Origin of the sequence: Bifidobacterium crudilactis (genome assembly GCF_000738005.1) — a bacterium.
GTDB classification, from domain to species: Bacteria; Actinomycetota; Actinomycetes; order Actinomycetales; family Bifidobacteriaceae; genus Bombiscardovia; species Bombiscardovia crudilactis.
On record NZ_JHAL01000001.1, the window covers coordinates 389,446 to 405,222 of the forward strand.

13 protein-coding genes, 1 tRNA gene and 1 pseudogene are annotated in these 15,777 nt (G+C 58.7%); 11 read left to right on the forward strand and 4 right to left on the reverse strand.

What is annotated here, in order from left to right:
- Positions 1-66: 66 nt before the first annotated feature.
- Positions 67-630, reverse strand: a complete 564-nt coding sequence (locus tag DB51_RS01490) for an LPXTG cell wall anchor domain-containing protein (protein ID WP_034250795.1) — start codon at positions 628-630, stop codon at positions 67-69.
- 260 nt (positions 631-890) lie between these two features.
- Here DB51_RS01490 and DB51_RS01495 point away from each other — a divergent pair, with 260 nt between their 5' ends.
- Both DB51_RS01495 and DB51_RS01500 read left to right on the forward strand, forming a co-directional pair.
- Positions 891-2,456: a sugar transferase gene (locus tag DB51_RS01495; protein WP_051867147.1), complete on the forward strand. Its 1,566-nt coding sequence runs from the start codon at positions 891-893 to the stop codon at positions 2,454-2,456.
- A gap of 143 nt (positions 2,457-2,599) precedes the next feature.
- Entirely contained in the window at positions 2,600-3,421 is an 822-nt protein-coding gene (locus DB51_RS01500; protein ID WP_034250796.1) for a MerR family transcriptional regulator, read from the forward strand.
- 133 nt (positions 3,422-3,554) lie between these two features.
- On the opposite strand, the gene DB51_RS01505 is transcribed toward DB51_RS01500, so the two are convergent.
- A tRNA-Lys gene (locus tag DB51_RS01505) sits at positions 3,555-3,627 on the reverse strand.
- Positions 3,628-3,846: 219 nt separating this feature from the next.
- Positions 3,847-4,125, reverse strand: coding sequence for an Lrp/AsnC family transcriptional regulator (locus DB51_RS01510; RefSeq protein ID WP_034250797.1), 279 nt, complete (start codon positions 4,123-4,125; stop codon positions 3,847-3,849).
- Between the two features lie 425 nt (positions 4,126-4,550).
- On the opposite strand from DB51_RS01510, the gene DB51_RS01515 reads away from it, so the two are divergent.
- From DB51_RS01515 to DB51_RS01535, 5 genes and pseudogenes are all read left to right on the forward strand, one after another.
- Positions 4,551-5,393: an NUDIX hydrolase gene (locus DB51_RS01515; RefSeq protein ID WP_162174598.1), complete on the forward strand. Its 843-nt coding sequence runs from the start codon at positions 4,551-4,553 to the stop codon at positions 5,391-5,393.
- Complete coding sequence (gene nadA, locus DB51_RS01520; RefSeq protein ID WP_034250798.1) at positions 5,390-6,655, forward strand: quinolinate synthase NadA; 1,266 nt, start codon at positions 5,390-5,392, stop codon at positions 6,653-6,655. The genes DB51_RS01515 and nadA overlap by 4 nt, the downstream gene beginning before the upstream one ends.
- Positions 6,652-8,622: pseudogene (locus tag DB51_RS10345) on the forward strand (L-aspartate oxidase); the annotation flags it as partial. The gene nadA and the pseudogene DB51_RS10345, both read left to right, overlap by 4 nt.
- Before the next feature lie 107 nt (positions 8,623-8,729).
- On the forward strand, positions 8,730-9,593 hold the full coding sequence (nadC, locus tag DB51_RS01530; protein ID WP_034250799.1) for a carboxylating nicotinate-nucleotide diphosphorylase: 864 nt from the start codon (positions 8,730-8,732) through the stop codon (positions 9,591-9,593).
- Positions 9,580-10,770, forward strand: a complete 1,191-nt coding sequence (locus DB51_RS01535; protein WP_034250800.1) for a cysteine desulfurase family protein — start codon at positions 9,580-9,582, stop codon at positions 10,768-10,770. The genes nadC and DB51_RS01535 overlap by 14 nt, the downstream gene beginning before the upstream one ends.
- Positions 10,771-11,050: 280 nt before the next feature.
- Here the strand turns inward: DB51_RS01535 and DB51_RS01540 are convergent, their stop codons facing one another.
- Positions 11,051-11,833, reverse strand: coding sequence for a TetR/AcrR family transcriptional regulator (locus DB51_RS01540; RefSeq protein ID WP_084674483.1), 783 nt, complete (start codon positions 11,831-11,833; stop codon positions 11,051-11,053).
- Positions 11,834-11,966: 133 nt separating this feature from the next.
- Between DB51_RS01540 and DB51_RS01545 the strand changes: the two genes are divergently transcribed.
- The 4 genes from DB51_RS01545 (at position 11,967) to DB51_RS01560 (ending at position 15,652) form a co-directional block, all read left to right on the forward strand.
- A complete protein-coding gene (locus tag DB51_RS01545) occupies positions 11,967-12,362 on the forward strand; it encodes a hypothetical protein (protein WP_034250801.1) in 396 nt (131 codons plus the stop codon).
- A 121-nt stretch (positions 12,363-12,483) separates the two neighbouring features.
- Complete coding sequence (gene ftsY / locus DB51_RS01550) at positions 12,484-13,710, forward strand: signal recognition particle-docking protein FtsY (RefSeq protein ID WP_034250802.1); 1,227 nt, start codon at positions 12,484-12,486, stop codon at positions 13,708-13,710.
- Between the two features lie 315 nt (positions 13,711-14,025).
- Positions 14,026-15,312 (forward strand): ammonium transporter, encoded by a 1,287-nt coding sequence (locus DB51_RS01555; RefSeq protein WP_034250803.1) that lies wholly within the window; start codon positions 14,026-14,028, stop codon positions 15,310-15,312.
- A gap of 1 nt (position 15,313) precedes the next feature.
- Complete coding sequence (locus DB51_RS01560; RefSeq protein ID WP_034250804.1) at positions 15,314-15,652, forward strand: P-II family nitrogen regulator; 339 nt, start codon at positions 15,314-15,316, stop codon at positions 15,650-15,652.
- The last annotated feature ends 125 nt before the right edge of the window (positions 15,653-15,777 follow it).

Sequence of the window (15,777 nt, forward strand, 5' to 3'; positions counted from 1 at the left end):
TCCCGATTGCTGTCCTTCTGATGCAGTTATCTCAATCTGATACGCCAGGCCGGTGATATTGGTGGATTAACGCTGCCGTTTTCGTATTATCAGGAACGCTGTTCCTGCACCGGTGAGCAGGAGTGCGACGATGACGAAGGATGTCACTGCGGCACCCGTCTTGCTGAGCTGGTTCTTTGAGGATGCCGTCCGTGTGGAGGCGCGGGATGTGGTCGGGAGCGTGTATGAGGTCATCTCCTGAATGGTGACGCGTTTTCCTTGCTCGTTTGCCGCCTCGATTTGATAGGCGAACTGCTTGACGCCTTCCTTGAGCACGAATTTCACGTTCGCGACGTGGGGCGAGGTGGGGGATACCTGGAAAGGTCCGTATTCGCGTATCGCCACTTGCTGGACGGAGGACACCAAATCATCGTCTGCTTCGACGAAAACCTCCGTAAATCCTTGGTCGTACAGCTCGTCGCTCACTATCACGGGAATGGTCACCAGTCCCGAATCGGCGTCCACGGTCGGGGTACCCACCTCGCCGTAATCCTCGGCGAACGCCGTCGAGCACGTCAACATCAGCGCCAGAGCCGATAGAATGGCCGCGGCAAGCACGACTGCATGCTTAGGTGCAACAATATGTTTCATCTCGTATTCTCCTTAATCGCTGCATTCTTTTACGGCGCAGCCTGCCATGTCCACAACATTATACGATATGTATAAAACAATTCTGCATGAATGAAATTATCGAGCGCAGTTGTTCCGGTGTTCCCTTGCGTGGAACGCTGCTTGACGTCGGGGCCAAGGCTCAGAAGTGACGACGATTGCATGTACAATATTGGTCATACTATATAAAAATGACAGAGTTCTGCCAGGAACTATGCCACGAAGTCAGTTGAGGCTGTTGAATGGGATACGCAGGTCGCAATCGAGAACGTCGCTCAGTGCATGGCAAAGGAAGTGAGCGAAACCGTCACAGGCGGAATGCGGCGGTATTCGAGCACTATTTCAAGGTGGTCCCTTCGTGGAGACGGTGGTTTCTGCTCTGGTTGTTGCTCGTCGATACTCTCGTGATGGTGTCGGCGCTCGCCGTGAGTTTCTGGCTGAATCCGTGGGCGTACGAAGCTTTGCAGCGGATTGTTCCTATCGTCGTGTTCACCATGTTGCTGTGCGGCGTATGGCTGGTGACGCTCTGGCTCAGCGGTTCTTACCGGCGGCACAAGCTGGACGATGGTTTCAGCCTGTATGAAACGGTATTCAATGCCGTCATCGGCACGGTTATTCTCACCGGCAGTGCCGCGTATATGCTGCATATGGAGATTCCCAGGACGGCTGTCATCATTGCACCGGTGGTGGCGGGAGTGCTCGGGCTCTTCGCTCGAAGACTGCTCCGTCGTGTTCTGCTCAATCGTCGTAGCGACGGGAGATGCAGTTACGCGACGGTTCTTGTCGGCTCTCCTGCGGGGATTGGCAAGAGTCTGCGCACGCTTTCGGAGAATCGTGCCTTCGGCTATCTGCCCATAGCTGTATGCCCTATAGCAGTCTGTACGGGCGAGGATGGTGAGAGCGTCCGCAACGCTGACTATCGAGAAATCGTAAGTAACCCAGAGTTCGTAAAACCCGCCGTTCTGCCCTTTGCGGCAACGCTGCCGGAAGATGCTCTGGCCTTGGGCGCACAGACGGTGTTGATTGTCGATGCGCTGCCAAGGGAATCGTCGAGCCTGCATGCGTTGGCGCTCGCCACGGAATCATTGGGTATGGAATTGGCGGTATCCGTATCGTTCGCGGATTTGAGCGGACATGACCTGTATCTGCGTAACTCCGCACAGCAGGATGTGCTGACGGCCAGCCTGCCGCAGTATTCGCTCGCCACTACGATGTTCAAACGGGTTTTCGACGTGATTGGTGCGAGTCTTGCGCTACTTATCAGTGCGCCGCTGGTCATGCTTCCTGTGGCGTTGGCTATAAGGTGCGAAGACGGCGGGCCGATTTTCTACCGACAGGAGAGGGTGGGGCGCAAAGGCAGACCTTTTGTCCTGTACAAGTTTCGGTCCATGCAGGTCGATGCCGAGAGGCTCGACAGCGAGTTGGCAAGAGAATCGGGCCAGCAGTACGGGGCTTTGTTCAAAATGCGCTCCGACCCTCGTGTGACTCGAGTCGGTCGGTGGATACGCAAGTATTCTCTTGATGAGTTTCCGCAGTTTCTCAATGTTCTATTGGGGGATATGTCGTTGGTGGGACCGCGTCCTCAACGAAAATACGAGGTCGACAACTATGGAGAACTGTATTCGACCAGGTTGCTGGTCAAACCCGGTATAACCGGCCCGTGGCAGATTTCCGGAAGGTCCGACCTCAGCCAGGCGGAGGCGGAGCGACTTGACGTCAGCTACATAGAGCATTGGTCGATAACTGGTGATGTGGTCATATTGCTCAAAACGGTGGTCGCCGTCCTCCGAGCCGTCGGCTCCTATTAGATACCGACGGAGTTCGCTGATTCCCTGCGTTGGGTGGTTTTGACGGCGGCAGCGGCTGTTGTGCTGTCGGTGACAGTAGTGGTGACAGTGGCAGTGGCATTAGTGTTGACATTGACGTTACGTCAACATCTAGGGTGGTCGGCATGGAGTATTCAACACATGAATTGGCGAAGCTGGCCGGGGTGACGACTCGTACGCTGAGGCACTACGATGCCATCGGCATATTGGTGCCCGTCAGAACCGGCTTCAACGGGAGCCGCTGGTACGACGCGTCCTCGTTGGTCCGTTTGCAGCAGATTCTGCTGTTTCGCGGTCTTGGTCTGCACCTATCGGTGATTCACGCCATGCTCGACCGTCAAACCGACGAAGAGCAGGCTTTGCGAGAACATGTCGAATTGCTCCGGGAACAGAGGCGGCACTTGACCGAGCAGATTGCTTCGGTCGAATGCACGCTCAAATCGCTAGCACAGGGGGAGGAACCTATGGCAGAGCACATGTTCAAGGGATTCGATGACCACCAGGTATATGCGCAAGAGGTGGCGCAACGATGGGGACGGGACGCGTATCAACGCTCCGATTCATGGTGGCGTGGGAAGAACGATACGGAGAGGCAGAAGATGGCATCGCGAGTGCAACAGTTGAACTCAGACTGGATTTCCATCGCCGACAACCCTGACGTTTCGGCGGAGTCATCGCAGGCGCAGGAGATGGCCCGACGTCACATCGCATGGATTACAGAGATTCCGGGGACGCCGGCTTACGATTCGGCGGCTCATCAGGGCGCTCATGGTCGGTCGGATAATACCGGGATGGCAGTTAAGGCAGAGCGCTATATCAGGGGGCTCGCTGAATTGTATGTGGAGGATGAACGATTCGCCGCACAATACGGAGGCATCGAGGGTGCGCGTTTCGTTCGTGACGCTCTACTGCACTACGTAGGGCACGAGTCATCCGAGCTGCGATAGTCGTATGCGACGGTGATGCTGACTGTTCTTATGAATGCTTTCGTGTGGAAGTCCTATAGCTTGAATATGTACAGAGTTTGAATGCACAGGGCTTCCATGCGAAAGCGTTCATAGAGAGCCGAGGATAGGAAAGTGCCCCCCCTCGGATTCGAACCGAGAACCCACGACTTAAAAGGACGCTGCTCTAACCATTGAGCCAGAGGGGCAACAGCAGTACATCTTACAACCGAATCGGCAAAGACGCCACTCGAACACGGAATTGGTGTGGTCGGGCATGAGAGGGCGATGGCTCGGTTGAGGTCATGCCGTCGTTCGGCGCTTGTTATTCATGCGAAGAACATGCGCTGGCGATTGAGACAGTTGGTTGCATCGCAGGGCGCGATGGTTTCCGCAAGGGGCGGAGCGCGCGGAGGAAGGGACTGAGGTCAGTCCAGGCCCAAATCGAACGCGGCGCTGAGTTCTTTGTCCGAGTATGTTTTGAAGGCCATCAGGGTCTGTGTGTTCAGCACCCCGTCCACCTTCGCGATACCGCCGGGAATGATGGTGGTGAGGTCCTCGAAGGCTGGTGTTGAGACCACGGCCACCAGGTCGATGTCTCCTGCGACCGAATACACGTCTTTGACGCCGTCGATTTCAACGATGGCTTGCGCTGCATCGTTGATTTTGTTGGATTCTGCGTTGACCATCACGATTGCATCGACCATGGGGGTTCCTTTCGGGATTTGCCGTGTTCCGCCATCCGCGCCCTTTGCCTGTGTGCGGGCGCTGCGAATGGGGACGTCATCTGCTGACCAGTATAGATTCTTTCCCGATGCCGCGTGAAGGTTGAACTCATCGGATGGTGCATCCCCTTTTGGATACGGGATGCGGCACCGGACTCGTGTTTGGGGAAACTCAGGCGATGACAGCCTTGGATGATAGAAACATGCTACTAAAAGTCATAATGACTATAAGTGATGTAGAATGCAGAGCAAACAGAAAAAATGCCTGTATTCCAGTGCACTTGACCATATCAGGACTGCTGACACTGCGGCTATGTGCTGTGGACATGCACGGTGGTGCTGCACGGTGGCCATATGTATCGGTGGGGCTCTGTGATGAAACGAACGGTTATCGCGAGGAGGACCTGGTGCCGATAGGCAATGTGAGTGAACGGCGGCGGCAGCCACCGGACGTAGGTATTTCAGTCGTGATTCTCGCCCTTGCTCCCCAGGGTGCCGAGGGCAATGCGCGGGTATCGCATGCCGACCAGGAGCTCTCTGACATCGGAGAGACGGGACGACTGTGGATACCGCTGGTCAAACGTGTGAAGCAGCCTTTCCTGGATGACTGGGCTTTGCCCGGTGGCGGCCTGCAATGCGGAATCTCTCTGGAACAGGCGGCTTTTTCCGCGCTTGCGTCCACGACCGACATGCATCCGCGATATTTGGAGCAGTTGTACACCTTCGGCGACCCTGACCGGTCCAGTGGCGGTTTGCCGATGGTGTCCATCGTGTATTGGGCGCTGGTCGGCGAAATGGAGACCAAACAGTACCCGGATGCCGACAACGTCCAGTGGTTCCCGGTCGATGCCCTTCCGGATATGGCCTTCGACCACCGCAACATCATCGAATATGCATTATGGCGGCTGCGCAACAAAATCGAGTATTCCACCATCGCCGCTCGCCTGGTCGGCGAACGCTTCACATTGGCGCAACTGCGCAGTGTCCACGAGGCGGTACTTGGCCATTGCCTGGACCCGGCGAATTTTCGCCGCCGGATGCTGGCCTCCGGAGAGCTGGAAGATACCGGCAGCACGGTCGTGCATGGACGCAGCAGACCTGCGGCGGTATATCGCTACCGTGCTTCGGAGCGAGCTGCATTCCGGTTCGGGACTGCATCGCAGAAGGAAAAACCGTTGGCGGGAATATCCCTTCCGGACGACGACGCCTCCGCGGTGTCGGCGCAAGGACAATCAAGGAGTAAGGCATGACGGCTGTAGATGAGATTATCGCCCGCCTCGACGCACGACAGACCTGCGACACCGGTCTCACGCTCGACCCCTGGGCATTCGACAATCCCCAATCCCGGAACTCGTACGGTCCTGGTGCGTCCATTACGGACAGCATCCCTCGTTCCGCGCCGAGACAAGGGCTGCTCCCCGAACTGTATCGGCACTCGACCGACGATGAGCTCCGAGAGCGTATCGTCTCGGCCAAGGCGACATTGGGCAGCAGCCTGCTGATTCTGGGGCATTACTACCAGCGTGACGAAATCATCGAGCACGCGGACTTCGTCGGAGACTCGTTCCAACTGGCGAAGAACGCCACCGAACGTCCAGATGCAGAGCACATCGTCTTCTGCGGTGTGCACTTCATGGCGGAAACCGCGGACATCCTCTCCACCCCCGAGCAAAGCGTCACACTGCCCAACCTGTCCGCAGGATGTTCGATGGCGGATATGGCGGATATCAATCAGGTCGAGGACTGTTGGGAGCAGCTTCTGGAGGCTTGCGGCTCAGGTGCGGCAGCCGATGGCCGTGCACCGATTGTCCCCGTAACCTACATGAACTCCTCGGCTGCGTTGAAAGCCTTCTGCGGAAGACACGGAGGCATCGTATGCACATCCTCGAACGCCCGGGCCGTGCTCGAATGGTCCTTCGCCAGAGGCCAGCGCGTGCTGTTCTTTCCCGACCAGCATCTAGGTAGGAACACGGCCGTGGCGATGGGCCTGGATGTCGACCGTATGCCCGTGTGGAACCCTTACAAGCCGATGGGCGGCGGAAGCCCGGCGACCTACCGGCAAGCCCAGATGATTCTGTGGAAAGGATTCTGCTCCGTTCACCAGCGTTTCACCGTCGAGCAAATCGAAGGTGCGCGTGCGGCCTTTCCCGGTGTGACGGTTATCGTCCACCCGGAATGTTCGATGGAGGTGGTCAACGCGGCGGACGGCACGGGGTCGACCGCGTACATCGTCAAGAGGATAGAACAGGCTCCGGCCGGCTCGGCAATAGCGGTCGGCACGGAAATCAATCTGGTGAATCGACTTGCCGCCGAGCATCCCGACAAGACGATTTTCTGCCTTGACCCGGTGGTATGCCCATGTTCGACGATGTACCGTATACATCCCGCGTATCTTGCCTGGTCCCTCGACAGGCTGCTTGAAGGTGAAGTGGTGAATCGCATCACCGTGGACGGCGCTACGGCCGAGCAGGCGAAAATCGCTCTCGAGCGTATGCTCAGGGTGCACCCATGATTGTTGTCATCGGTTCCGGCATCGCCGGTCTTTCTGCTGCGCTTGCCGCGACGGGTTCGATTGGCGGTGACGAGGCGAATTCGGTCCGAAGCGATGTGGAAGTGCTTCTGGTCACCAAAGGCCCATGGCTGGAATCCAACACGTACCACGCACAGGGTGGAATTGCGGTCGCCTTGTCCCAGGATGACGACCCGCGCCTGCATGCCGAGGACACCTTGGCCGCAGGTGCCGGTCTTTGCGACCCGCAAGCCGTCGATATCCTTACCGCAGAAGGTGTGATGCGGATGCGGGAGCTGATTCGCGCAGGCGTGCGTTTCGACCGAGGTGAGGACGGCAGACTCCTAAAAGGTCTTGAGGCGGCGCATTGCCAGCCGAGGGTCGTTCATGCTGGAGGTGACGCGACCGGTCGGATTGTGGAAGAGGACGTTGCCGCTCTGGTGCGTGACGACCCCCGAATTCACGTGCTCGAATACGCTTTTCTTGAAGACCTCATCGTCACAGGGGGATGCGTCGTCGGAGTCAGATTGCTTCTCGAACCGTGTGCCGAATCCTCCGACGGTTTGGACGCGGACTCTCTGGTGCAGGATATTCGCGCCAGGGCGCGGCAAGGGCCGCAGACCAATGCGAATGATGCCCACGACGCTGACGGTGCACGTGACGCGAGGGAGATTGACCTCGACGCACAGGCCGTGATTCTCGCCACCGGGGGTTCGGGTCAGTTGTATCCCTACACCACCAACCCAGCTATCGCCACGGGGGACGGAGTCGCCGCGGCATGGCGTGCCGGTGCGGAAGTCGCCGATTTGGAGTTCTATCAGTTCCATCCGACCGCGCTTGCTGTGGGCGCGCACTTCCTGATTTCGGAAGCGGTACGTGGGGAAGGCGCTCGTCTGCTTGATGAACACGGCCACCGATACATGCCGGAGGTGGACGAACGTGCGGAGCTCGCTCCCCGCGATGTGGTGGCGCGGGCTAACTATTCGGTGATGCGCCGACAGTCGGGGAGACCCGTATTCCTGGACGTATCCACGTTGAGACCCGAATGCTCCGAAGTCGAAAACATCGTGTCTGCAAGCACTGTTTCCGAAAGCACTGTTTCCGAAAGCGCCAGCACTGTGTCCGCAAGTACGGTGCCTGAACGCTCGCAGATATCCGCCGAGCCCGCAGACTCGCGAGAATTGCGGCGCGAAGCACTCAAGCGATTCCTGAGCAGGCGATTCCCGACGATTGATGCGATGACGCGTTCTCTCGGATTCGATTGGAGTGCCCGGGCATTACCGGTCACCCCTGCGGCGCACTACTCCATGGGAGGCATCTGCACGGATGTCTGGGGAAAGACGAATCTGCCGGGCTTGTTCGCAGCCGGCGAGTGTGCACGGAGCGGAGTCCACGGGGCGAATCGCCTGGCATCGAATTCCTTGCTTGAAGGTCTGGTATTCGGGCATCGGGCAGGTCTTGCGGCACAGGCATACATCGCCGAAGGGATTCCTGCATCCGCTAGTGAGATGGACGAAGCGGCACGCGTGCCGACTCAAGCGGTCATCGAACTGGATATGCCGATTTCGACTGAGACCTACACGTCAGCTGCGTCGGAGACGTCGGCTGAGGCGGACATGTATCCATGTCCGGCAGACTGTGAAACCACAGAATACACGGATGACGGTGGGAACGCCGCTAACGACGCCGGCAATCAATGGAGCAGGGAACGCATACAACACGAAATGTGGAATCACGTCGGTGTGCTGCGGGATGCGTCCGGTTTGAGCCAGGCCGTTGCGCATCTCGGCGCGGCTCTGGCCGCAAGCGAGGCCCGCTGCAACGCTGAGCGGGATGAGACGCTCTCGTGCTCTGCCGCTGAGCGGGTGCATCAGTTGGAAAATCGCAACCTGATAACCCTCGGATATCTCAGTGCCGTCGCGGCCCTGCAGAGGCACGAGTCCCGCGGAGCCCATGCGAGAAGCGACTTCCCGCACGCGGCCGGCATCGGTGTCTCAACGCGATACAGGAAGGCTTCGTCGGAGCGACACGTATCGACCTCCGATTCCCAACCGTCGCCGAAGGAAAGGGGGATGACATGCTGACAAGAGCACATGCCAGAGCAGTGATTGAAGCCGCTCTCGAAGAGGACGCGCCTTACGGCGACATCACCTGTGCATACGCGATGGATGGTTGCAGCAGAGGAAGCGCTCGACTGGTGGCCCGGGAAGCGGGCGTCATGAGCGGGGCTCAGGTCTTCGCGGAGGTTTTCGGCATTCAGAATTCCCGGAGCCATGTCGTTTCCCTGACGCAGGACGGCGAATCTTTCGCACCTGGGCAAGTGCTGGCGGAGGTCGACGGATACGTCGGTGATGTGCTGTCTGCGGAACGCGTGGCGTTGAATTTCGTGCAGCGTATGTGCGGCATCGCCACCATGACCGCAGCCTTCGTCGCAGCATCGGGCGGCTCCCATGCGCGGATAAGCGATACGCGCAAGACCACTCCGGGACTGCGGGCATTCGAGAAATATGCGGTCACATGCGGCGGAGGCGTGAATCATCGACAGGGACTTTCCGATGCGGTGATGCTGAAGGACAATCATCTCGCGGCGCTCGCCGCCCAGGGGCTCAGCGCAGGTCAGGCCGTCCGCCGCATCCGTTCGCAGGTCGGGCATACCACGCATATAGAAGTCGAAATCGACCGTCTGGACCAGTTGAACGATGTGCTCTCCGGGCATCCCGACAGCATCATGTTCGATAATTTCAGCACGGAGGATATGGCGGAGGGCGTGCGCAGAGTCGATGGCCGAGCAATCGTCGAGGCGAGCGGAAACATGACGCTCGCGCGTATACCCGAAGTCGCAAAGACAGGGGTGGATATCATCTCCGTCGGAGCTCTGACGCATAGCGTCAGCAGTATCGACCTCGCTTTGGATTGGTCGGACCGCAATGCGCGACCCTGACGATTCGGTCCGGGCAGCAGGCAATCTGTATCTGGACTCGGCGGCAAGCGAAGCCGCAGACCCCGACGTCATCAAAGCCATGCTGCCCTACATGCTCCAGGAATACGCGAATCCTTCAAGCGTGCACGCACAGGGGAAGGCGGCCGCCGCCAGTTTGCGCAAGGCCAAATCAGAAATCGCCGGTCATCTGGGCGCCAGGGCCGGAGAGGTGATAATCACGTCAGGAGGAACGGAATCAGACAACCTCGCCATCAAGGGGATAGCGATGGGGATGGCCGGAGGCGATGCTTCACAGGTCTCGCGCACGGATATCGTCATATCGGCGATTGAACATCCCTCAGTGCGGGAATCGGCGTACTGGCTTGAACGACACTTCGGTTACCGTGTCAGGGAGGCTCCGGTCGACGCAGACGCCCGTATCGATCTGTCAAGGCTTCGGGAGATGGTCGGTGCGCGTACCGCACTGGTTTCGGTCATGCTGGCGAATAACGAGGTCGGTACGATACAGCCGATACGCGAGGTCGCGAGGATTGCCCATTCCTGCGGTGCCGTGATGCATACGGATGCGGTACAGGCCGCTGGACTGATACCCATCAGCATGGCGGATCTGGGTGTGGATGCGATGAGCATATCCGGCCATAAATTCGGAACGCCGAAAGGCATGGGGGTGTTGTTGTTGCGATCATCCGTGCCCTATGAGGCTCTGATTTCCGGAGGTGGGCAGGAGCGGGGAATCCGTTCGGGTACTGAGAACGTGGCCGCCGCCGTCGCGATGGCGGTGGCGCTTCGTAAGTCCTTGGGGGCCTTGGAGTCTCGCAACGCTCTGCTGCTGGATTCGGCTCATACGCTCTGCGAAGCCGTGAAGCGTGCGATTCCCGGCGTGATATTGACCGGCGACCAGAAGCATAGGCTGCCAGGGCACGTTTCCATGGTGTTCCCAGGTGTCTCGGGTGAGGCATTGCTGGTGGAGCTGGATGTGCTCGGCATCAGCTGCTCAAGCGCTTCGGCATGTGCGGCAGGGAGAACGCAGGCTTCGCCGACTTTGCTGGCCATGGGATTCGACCGCGTCACGGCGAAGTCTTCTTTACGGATGACGTTCCGCAGGGCTCTCAGCACCACGGATATAGCGCTCATCGCCGGGCGTTTGAAGGATTCAGTGCACGCATTGACGGTTTGAAGCTGTGACGGTTTGAAGGTGTGAAGCTGTGAAGGTGTGAAGGTGTGAAGGTGTGAAGCTGTGAAGTGCCTCTTTTGGGTGTATTTCGGCACGTACTGCCGGTTGTGTAGGGATTTGAGACGGTATTCCGTTTCGGGAGCATCTGTAATCGCGGAATCATGGGGTTCTTGACGCCATGCCATGCGTGGTATCCGAATAATCCCTACACAAACGGGTGCGCACGGGCATTGGTCTAGGATTCTAGGGTCTGGAGTACTGTCTGAGTACGGTTTGAGCAGGTCTAAGCAGGGTCTGAGGCTTCGTCATGGGTGGGTAGCGGCTCGGCGGGGTCGCTGTTGTTTCCTGAGGAACTCTTCTCGTCGTCGGATGCGTCATGCCCGCCCGCAGTGGAGTCCTTGCCGGGCTTATCCGCACTTCGTACAGGTGGTTTGCCTGTCGGATGTTTGCCTTCGAAGCGCAATGTGGGTTTGGCTTCCAGACGTGAGAGTCCGTTCCAGGCAAGGTTGACGATGTATGCGGCGAGCTGTTCCTTGCTGGCTTTACGACGGTCCGCCCAATACTGCCCCGTGAATACCGTCAATCCGACAAGCATCTGGGCGTAATAGGGCACTGCTCGGGTCGAGAGCTTGTGGCGTTTGAAGGAATCGTCCAAAATCTCCTCGACGCGCAGGCTCACATCTCCGAGCAGGGAGCTGAAGGAACTGGAAGGGTCCGTTGTCGGAGAGTCGCGTACGAGTATCTGGAATCCCTCGGTGTGCTCCTCGATGAAGCTCAGCAAGGCGAGCGCCGTACGTTCGACGATTCTTCTGGGGTGATCGCTGCTTGCGCTGAGGGAATCGTTCAGTGCGCTGGTCAGGGACTGCATCTCCCTGTCCACCACCACGGCATAGAGGCCTTCCTTGCCGCCGAAGTGTTCGTATACTATCGGTTTGCTCACTTTGGCGCTGGCGGCGATCTCTTCGACGCTTACCGATTCGAAGCCTTTGGAAGCGAATAGGGAGCGACCGACCTCGATCAACTGTTCGCGCCGCTGGAATGATGTCATTCGTGAAGATCCGCTCATGCACCCAGTTTCCCACATTGTTCGCCTCGATACCGGTATCCGCACGGGCGCTCAGGGCGCGGCGTGTGGAGAACGCGCGGGGGTTCGGGACATGCCTGGGAATTATGTCCATGGAACTGGCAGAATATATGACATGGTTTGGGCGATTCTCATTTGGTTGGCGGTGGTCATAGCACTCGTAGTGGTGGTGCTGCGTCTGGCGCGCGGTGAATCGCATCGAGGCGGATCGTATGAGCCCGTCGACGATATGCTGGAGAGCGAACAGGAAGCCCGGCAGGCCAGGAGCCCGCGGGTTGCGGGTACTGCCCCGTCATTCCAGCCCACGGGACGCCCGAGGCACGAATACCGAGGTGATGACACCTTGGATTCGACGATGGAGAATCCCGTGTACGTGAATAACGCCTCGGTCGTCGAGGTGCGGGCGCTGTTCAAGCCCGAGGACAGTCAGGTCTTGAAAGCGGACGAAGGCGAGTCGCACAACGTCGTGCAGAGCAATCCCGACTCCGGCCCGTTGCGCCAGATTCACTGACTTCTGAACGCCATCATGCTCTTCTCCTTGCGGTACCCCGGCGAAGGCCTGTGCTGATAGCTTGTGAAACGTGCTTCGTTTGTATAAGGGCGCTGTCCCACTCCGTTTTTAGTGTTGTGGTATGGATACAAAGCTGATTGTGGGCATTATCGTTGCCGTGGTTATCATTCTGGCGATTATCGTTACGATCGTCAGCATTCGGCGTGCGCGTCACCGGCATGATGTTGACGGGACGGGCGCCGCTGCGAATATCGGGCAGGGTGCCTCCGGAGGTCCGGATACGGCCGATGCTGCGGGTAACGAACCCGGTCCCAGATTGCAGCCGGTGTCCGCCGAGGTGCTTGACCCTGCTGCGGCAGTTGTCGATGACCTTGCCAAAAGCGATGGGCACCCTTCCTCGGAGCTTCAGCGTCCCGAGTCCTCTGCGTCCAGACTGCTGCGCTTGCGCTCGCGTCTGGCGAAAAGCGCCAACCCCTTCGGCAAGGTTCTCTTCACCATTCTGACCAAGGACAATCTGACGGAATCCGATTGGGAGGATGTGGAGGACACCTTGCTGTTGGCTGATGTCGGGGCCGAGGCGAGCAGCCAGCTCGTGGACGAGCTGCGTTCGGATGCAAGGGTGACGGGCCAGAAGAATCCAGCGGAGGTGCGTGACCTTCTGCGGGGCAAGCTTCTGGAACTGGTCGACATCGGACAGGACAGGTCGCTTGCGGCAAGCCGGGAACATGCCGATAAGCCATCGGTCATCATGATGGTTGGAGTCAACGGCACAGGCAAGACGACCACCGCAGGCAAGCTGGCCAGACTCTTCGTCGCGGAGTCCAAAAGCGTGGTGATGGGCGCCGCCGATACCTTCCGCGCCGCCGCTGCCGACCAGTTGGAGACTTGGGGGAACAAGGTGTCCGTGCCTGTCGTGCGTAGCGACAAGGATGGTGCGGACCCCGCTTCGGTCGCCTTCGAAGCGGCGGAACGTGCCGTGCATGACGATGCGGACGTGCTGATCATCGATACCGCAGGACGTTTGCAGAACAAGGCGAATCTGATGGATGAGCTCGGCAAGATTCGTCGGGTGGCCGAAAAGACCGTGAAAGTCGATGAGGTGCTGCTGGTGCTTGATGCGACGACCGGTCAGAACGGCATGGCGCAGGCGAAGGTCTTCGCGGAGGCTATCGGCATCACGGGCATCGTGCTCAGCAAGATGGATGGTTCCGCGAAGGGAGGCATCGTGATTTCCGTCCAGAAGGAGCTCGGCGTGCCCGTCAAGCTTGTGGGGTTGGGCGAAGGTCCCGATGACCTGGCTCCATTCGACCCTGATTCCTTCGTCGACGGGATTCTGGCCCAGAACTGAGATTGCGGCGCGATGCGATGCACGCCAGGCGTCACGGATCAACTGAGCAGAGGACCGCGATATGCCCGCTAATCGTGCGATGCCTTGTGCAAACCAGTATGTGGTTGGCTAAGATAGCTTACGGGAGTAGGCAATTTACATATTCGTAACACACTGGAATGGTCACGGTAACCACGCGGACGTTGTATTGCTGCTGTTGGTTTCCTCAACGAAAACCATGTGAGAAGTCCGCCGGATCCCCGCCGGCGGTATTGAGAACGACTGGTGATTCCAGAGAATCGGATCGCTCGTTTACGAACAGAGAGGGAGGTAGACATGGACACTGGCAATGCAGCATGGATGTTGACATCCGCGTCCTTTGTGTTCCTCATGACGCCAGGAGTGGCGTTTTTCTATGGAGGTATGGTTCGCGCCAAAGCGGTGCTGAACATGTTGATGCTGTCGGTAGGTGCACTGGCCGTCACAGGCGTCGTCTGGACGCTTTGGGGCTGGTCCATCGCCTATGCGGGCACTGACATCGGAGGAATCTTCGGAGACCCCGCAACCGGTTTCCTCCTCAAAGACACGATGGTCGCCACCGATGGCGTCTTCGGGTCTGTCGATGTGAAGGATGCGGCCTATCCGCATAGCATTGACGTGGCCTTCCAGGTCACCTTCGCCATGATCACCGTCGCCCTGATTTCAGGAGCTTTGGCGGAGCGTATCAAGTTCAGCACGTGGATGATTTTCGTCGCGCTGTGGATCACCTTCGACTACGCGCCTATGGCGCACATGGTCTGGAACGGTGGCCTGCTGTCGGCGGACGGCGCCATTTCGCAGGCTGTGGGAGCGGCTGCACATGACTTCGCAGGAGGTACGGTCGTCCATATCAATGCGGCAGTCGCTGCGTTGATCATCGTGCTGATTATCGGCAAGCGCAAGGGTTTCGCCAAAGAGCCGTTCCGCCCGCACAACGTCCCCTTCGTCATGCTCGGCGCTTTCCTGCTGTGGTTCGGCTGGTTCGGATTCAACGCGGGTTCCGCCTTCGGTGCCAATGGCACCGCCGGTTACGCTTGGGTCTCCACGACCGCCGCGACTTCGGCCGCCGTTCTCGGATGGCTGTTCACCGAGAAGATTCGTTCCGGACACTACACCGCCATGGGCGCCGCGTCGGGCATGGTTGCCGGACTCGTTGCCATCACCCCTGCAGCGGATGTCGTGTCTCCGTTCTGGGCCATGGTCCTCGGCCTTATCGCCGGTATTCTCTGCTGCTTCGCATGCGGCCTCAAGTTCAAGCTGGGCTATGACGATTCGCTTGATGTGGTCGGCGTCCACGGCGTCGGCGGCCTTGTCGGCACCGTGCTCATCGGCTTCTTCGGCGAGGGCACCGGTCTGTTCGCAGGCGGCAACGGCAAGCAGCTGCTCGTGCAGGTCCTCATCGCGCTGATTGCCATCGCTTTCTCCGCCGTCATCACCTTCATCATCGCCTTCGCGCTGGAGAAGACCATCGGCTGGAGGGTCACCGAAGCCCAGGAGATCACCGGTGTCGACCTTTCGGATCAGGGCGAACGCGCCTACGATTTTGCTGGTACAGCAAGTTCGATCATCAAGGAGGTGAAGTGAGATGAAGCTCATCACAGCAATCATTCAGCCCCATAAGCTCGATGACGTCAAAGAGGCCTTGTCCGCTGCCGGAGTTCATGGACTGACGGTGTCCGAAGCCAACGGTTACGGACGTCAGCGTGGTCACACCGAGGTCTACCGCGGTGCGGAGTACACGGTCGATCTCATTCCGAAGATTCGCGTTGAGGTGTTGTCCGATGACGCGGATGCCGAAACCCTGGTGGATGTCATCGTCAAGTCTTCCGGAACCGGCACCATCGGTGACGGCAAGGTATGGGTCGCCCCGCTCGATACCGTTACGCGAGTGCGTACCGGAGAGACCGGTTCGGCCGCCATCTGACCCAATCATATGAGATGAAGCATTGGAAGGCCCCGCACGTCAACCGTGCGGGGCCTTCGTATAATCCGGGTCGCAAGAGCGCTGCTCCTCTGCTGACTCGGTGCCGGAGAGCTGTCCGGACAGTG

Coding starts and splice junctions, on each gene's coding strand:
- nadA (WP_034250798.1), top strand. CDS start 5,390: ATGACGGCTGTAGATGAGATTATCGCCCGCCTCGACGCACGACAGACC.
- DB51_RS01490 (WP_034250795.1), bottom strand. CDS start 630: ATGAAACATATTGTTGCACCTAAGCATGCAGTCGTGCTTGCCGCGGCC.
- ftsY (WP_034250802.1), top strand. CDS start 12,484: ATGGATACAAAGCTGATTGTGGGCATTATCGTTGCCGTGGTTATCATT.
- DB51_RS01560 (WP_034250804.1), top strand. CDS start 15,314: ATGAAGCTCATCACAGCAATCATTCAGCCCCATAAGCTCGATGACGTC.
- DB51_RS01535 (WP_034250800.1), top strand. CDS start 9,580: ATGCGCGACCCTGACGATTCGGTCCGGGCAGCAGGCAATCTGTATCTG.
- DB51_RS01510 (WP_034250797.1), bottom strand. CDS start 4,125: ATGGTCGATGCAATCGTGATGGTCAACGCAGAATCCAACAAAATCAAC.
- nadC (WP_034250799.1), top strand. CDS start 8,730: ATGCTGACAAGAGCACATGCCAGAGCAGTGATTGAAGCCGCTCTCGAA.
- DB51_RS01555 (WP_034250803.1), top strand. CDS start 14,026: ATGGACACTGGCAATGCAGCATGGATGTTGACATCCGCGTCCTTTGTG.
- DB51_RS01495 (WP_051867147.1), top strand. CDS start 891: ATGGGATACGCAGGTCGCAATCGAGAACGTCGCTCAGTGCATGGCAAA.
- DB51_RS01500 (WP_034250796.1), top strand. CDS start 2,600: ATGGAGTATTCAACACATGAATTGGCGAAGCTGGCCGGGGTGACGACT.
- DB51_RS01540 (WP_084674483.1), bottom strand. CDS start 11,833: ATGAGCGGATCTTCACGAATGACATCATTCCAGCGGCGCGAACAGTTG.
- DB51_RS01545 (WP_034250801.1), top strand. CDS start 11,967: ATGGTTTGGGCGATTCTCATTTGGTTGGCGGTGGTCATAGCACTCGTA.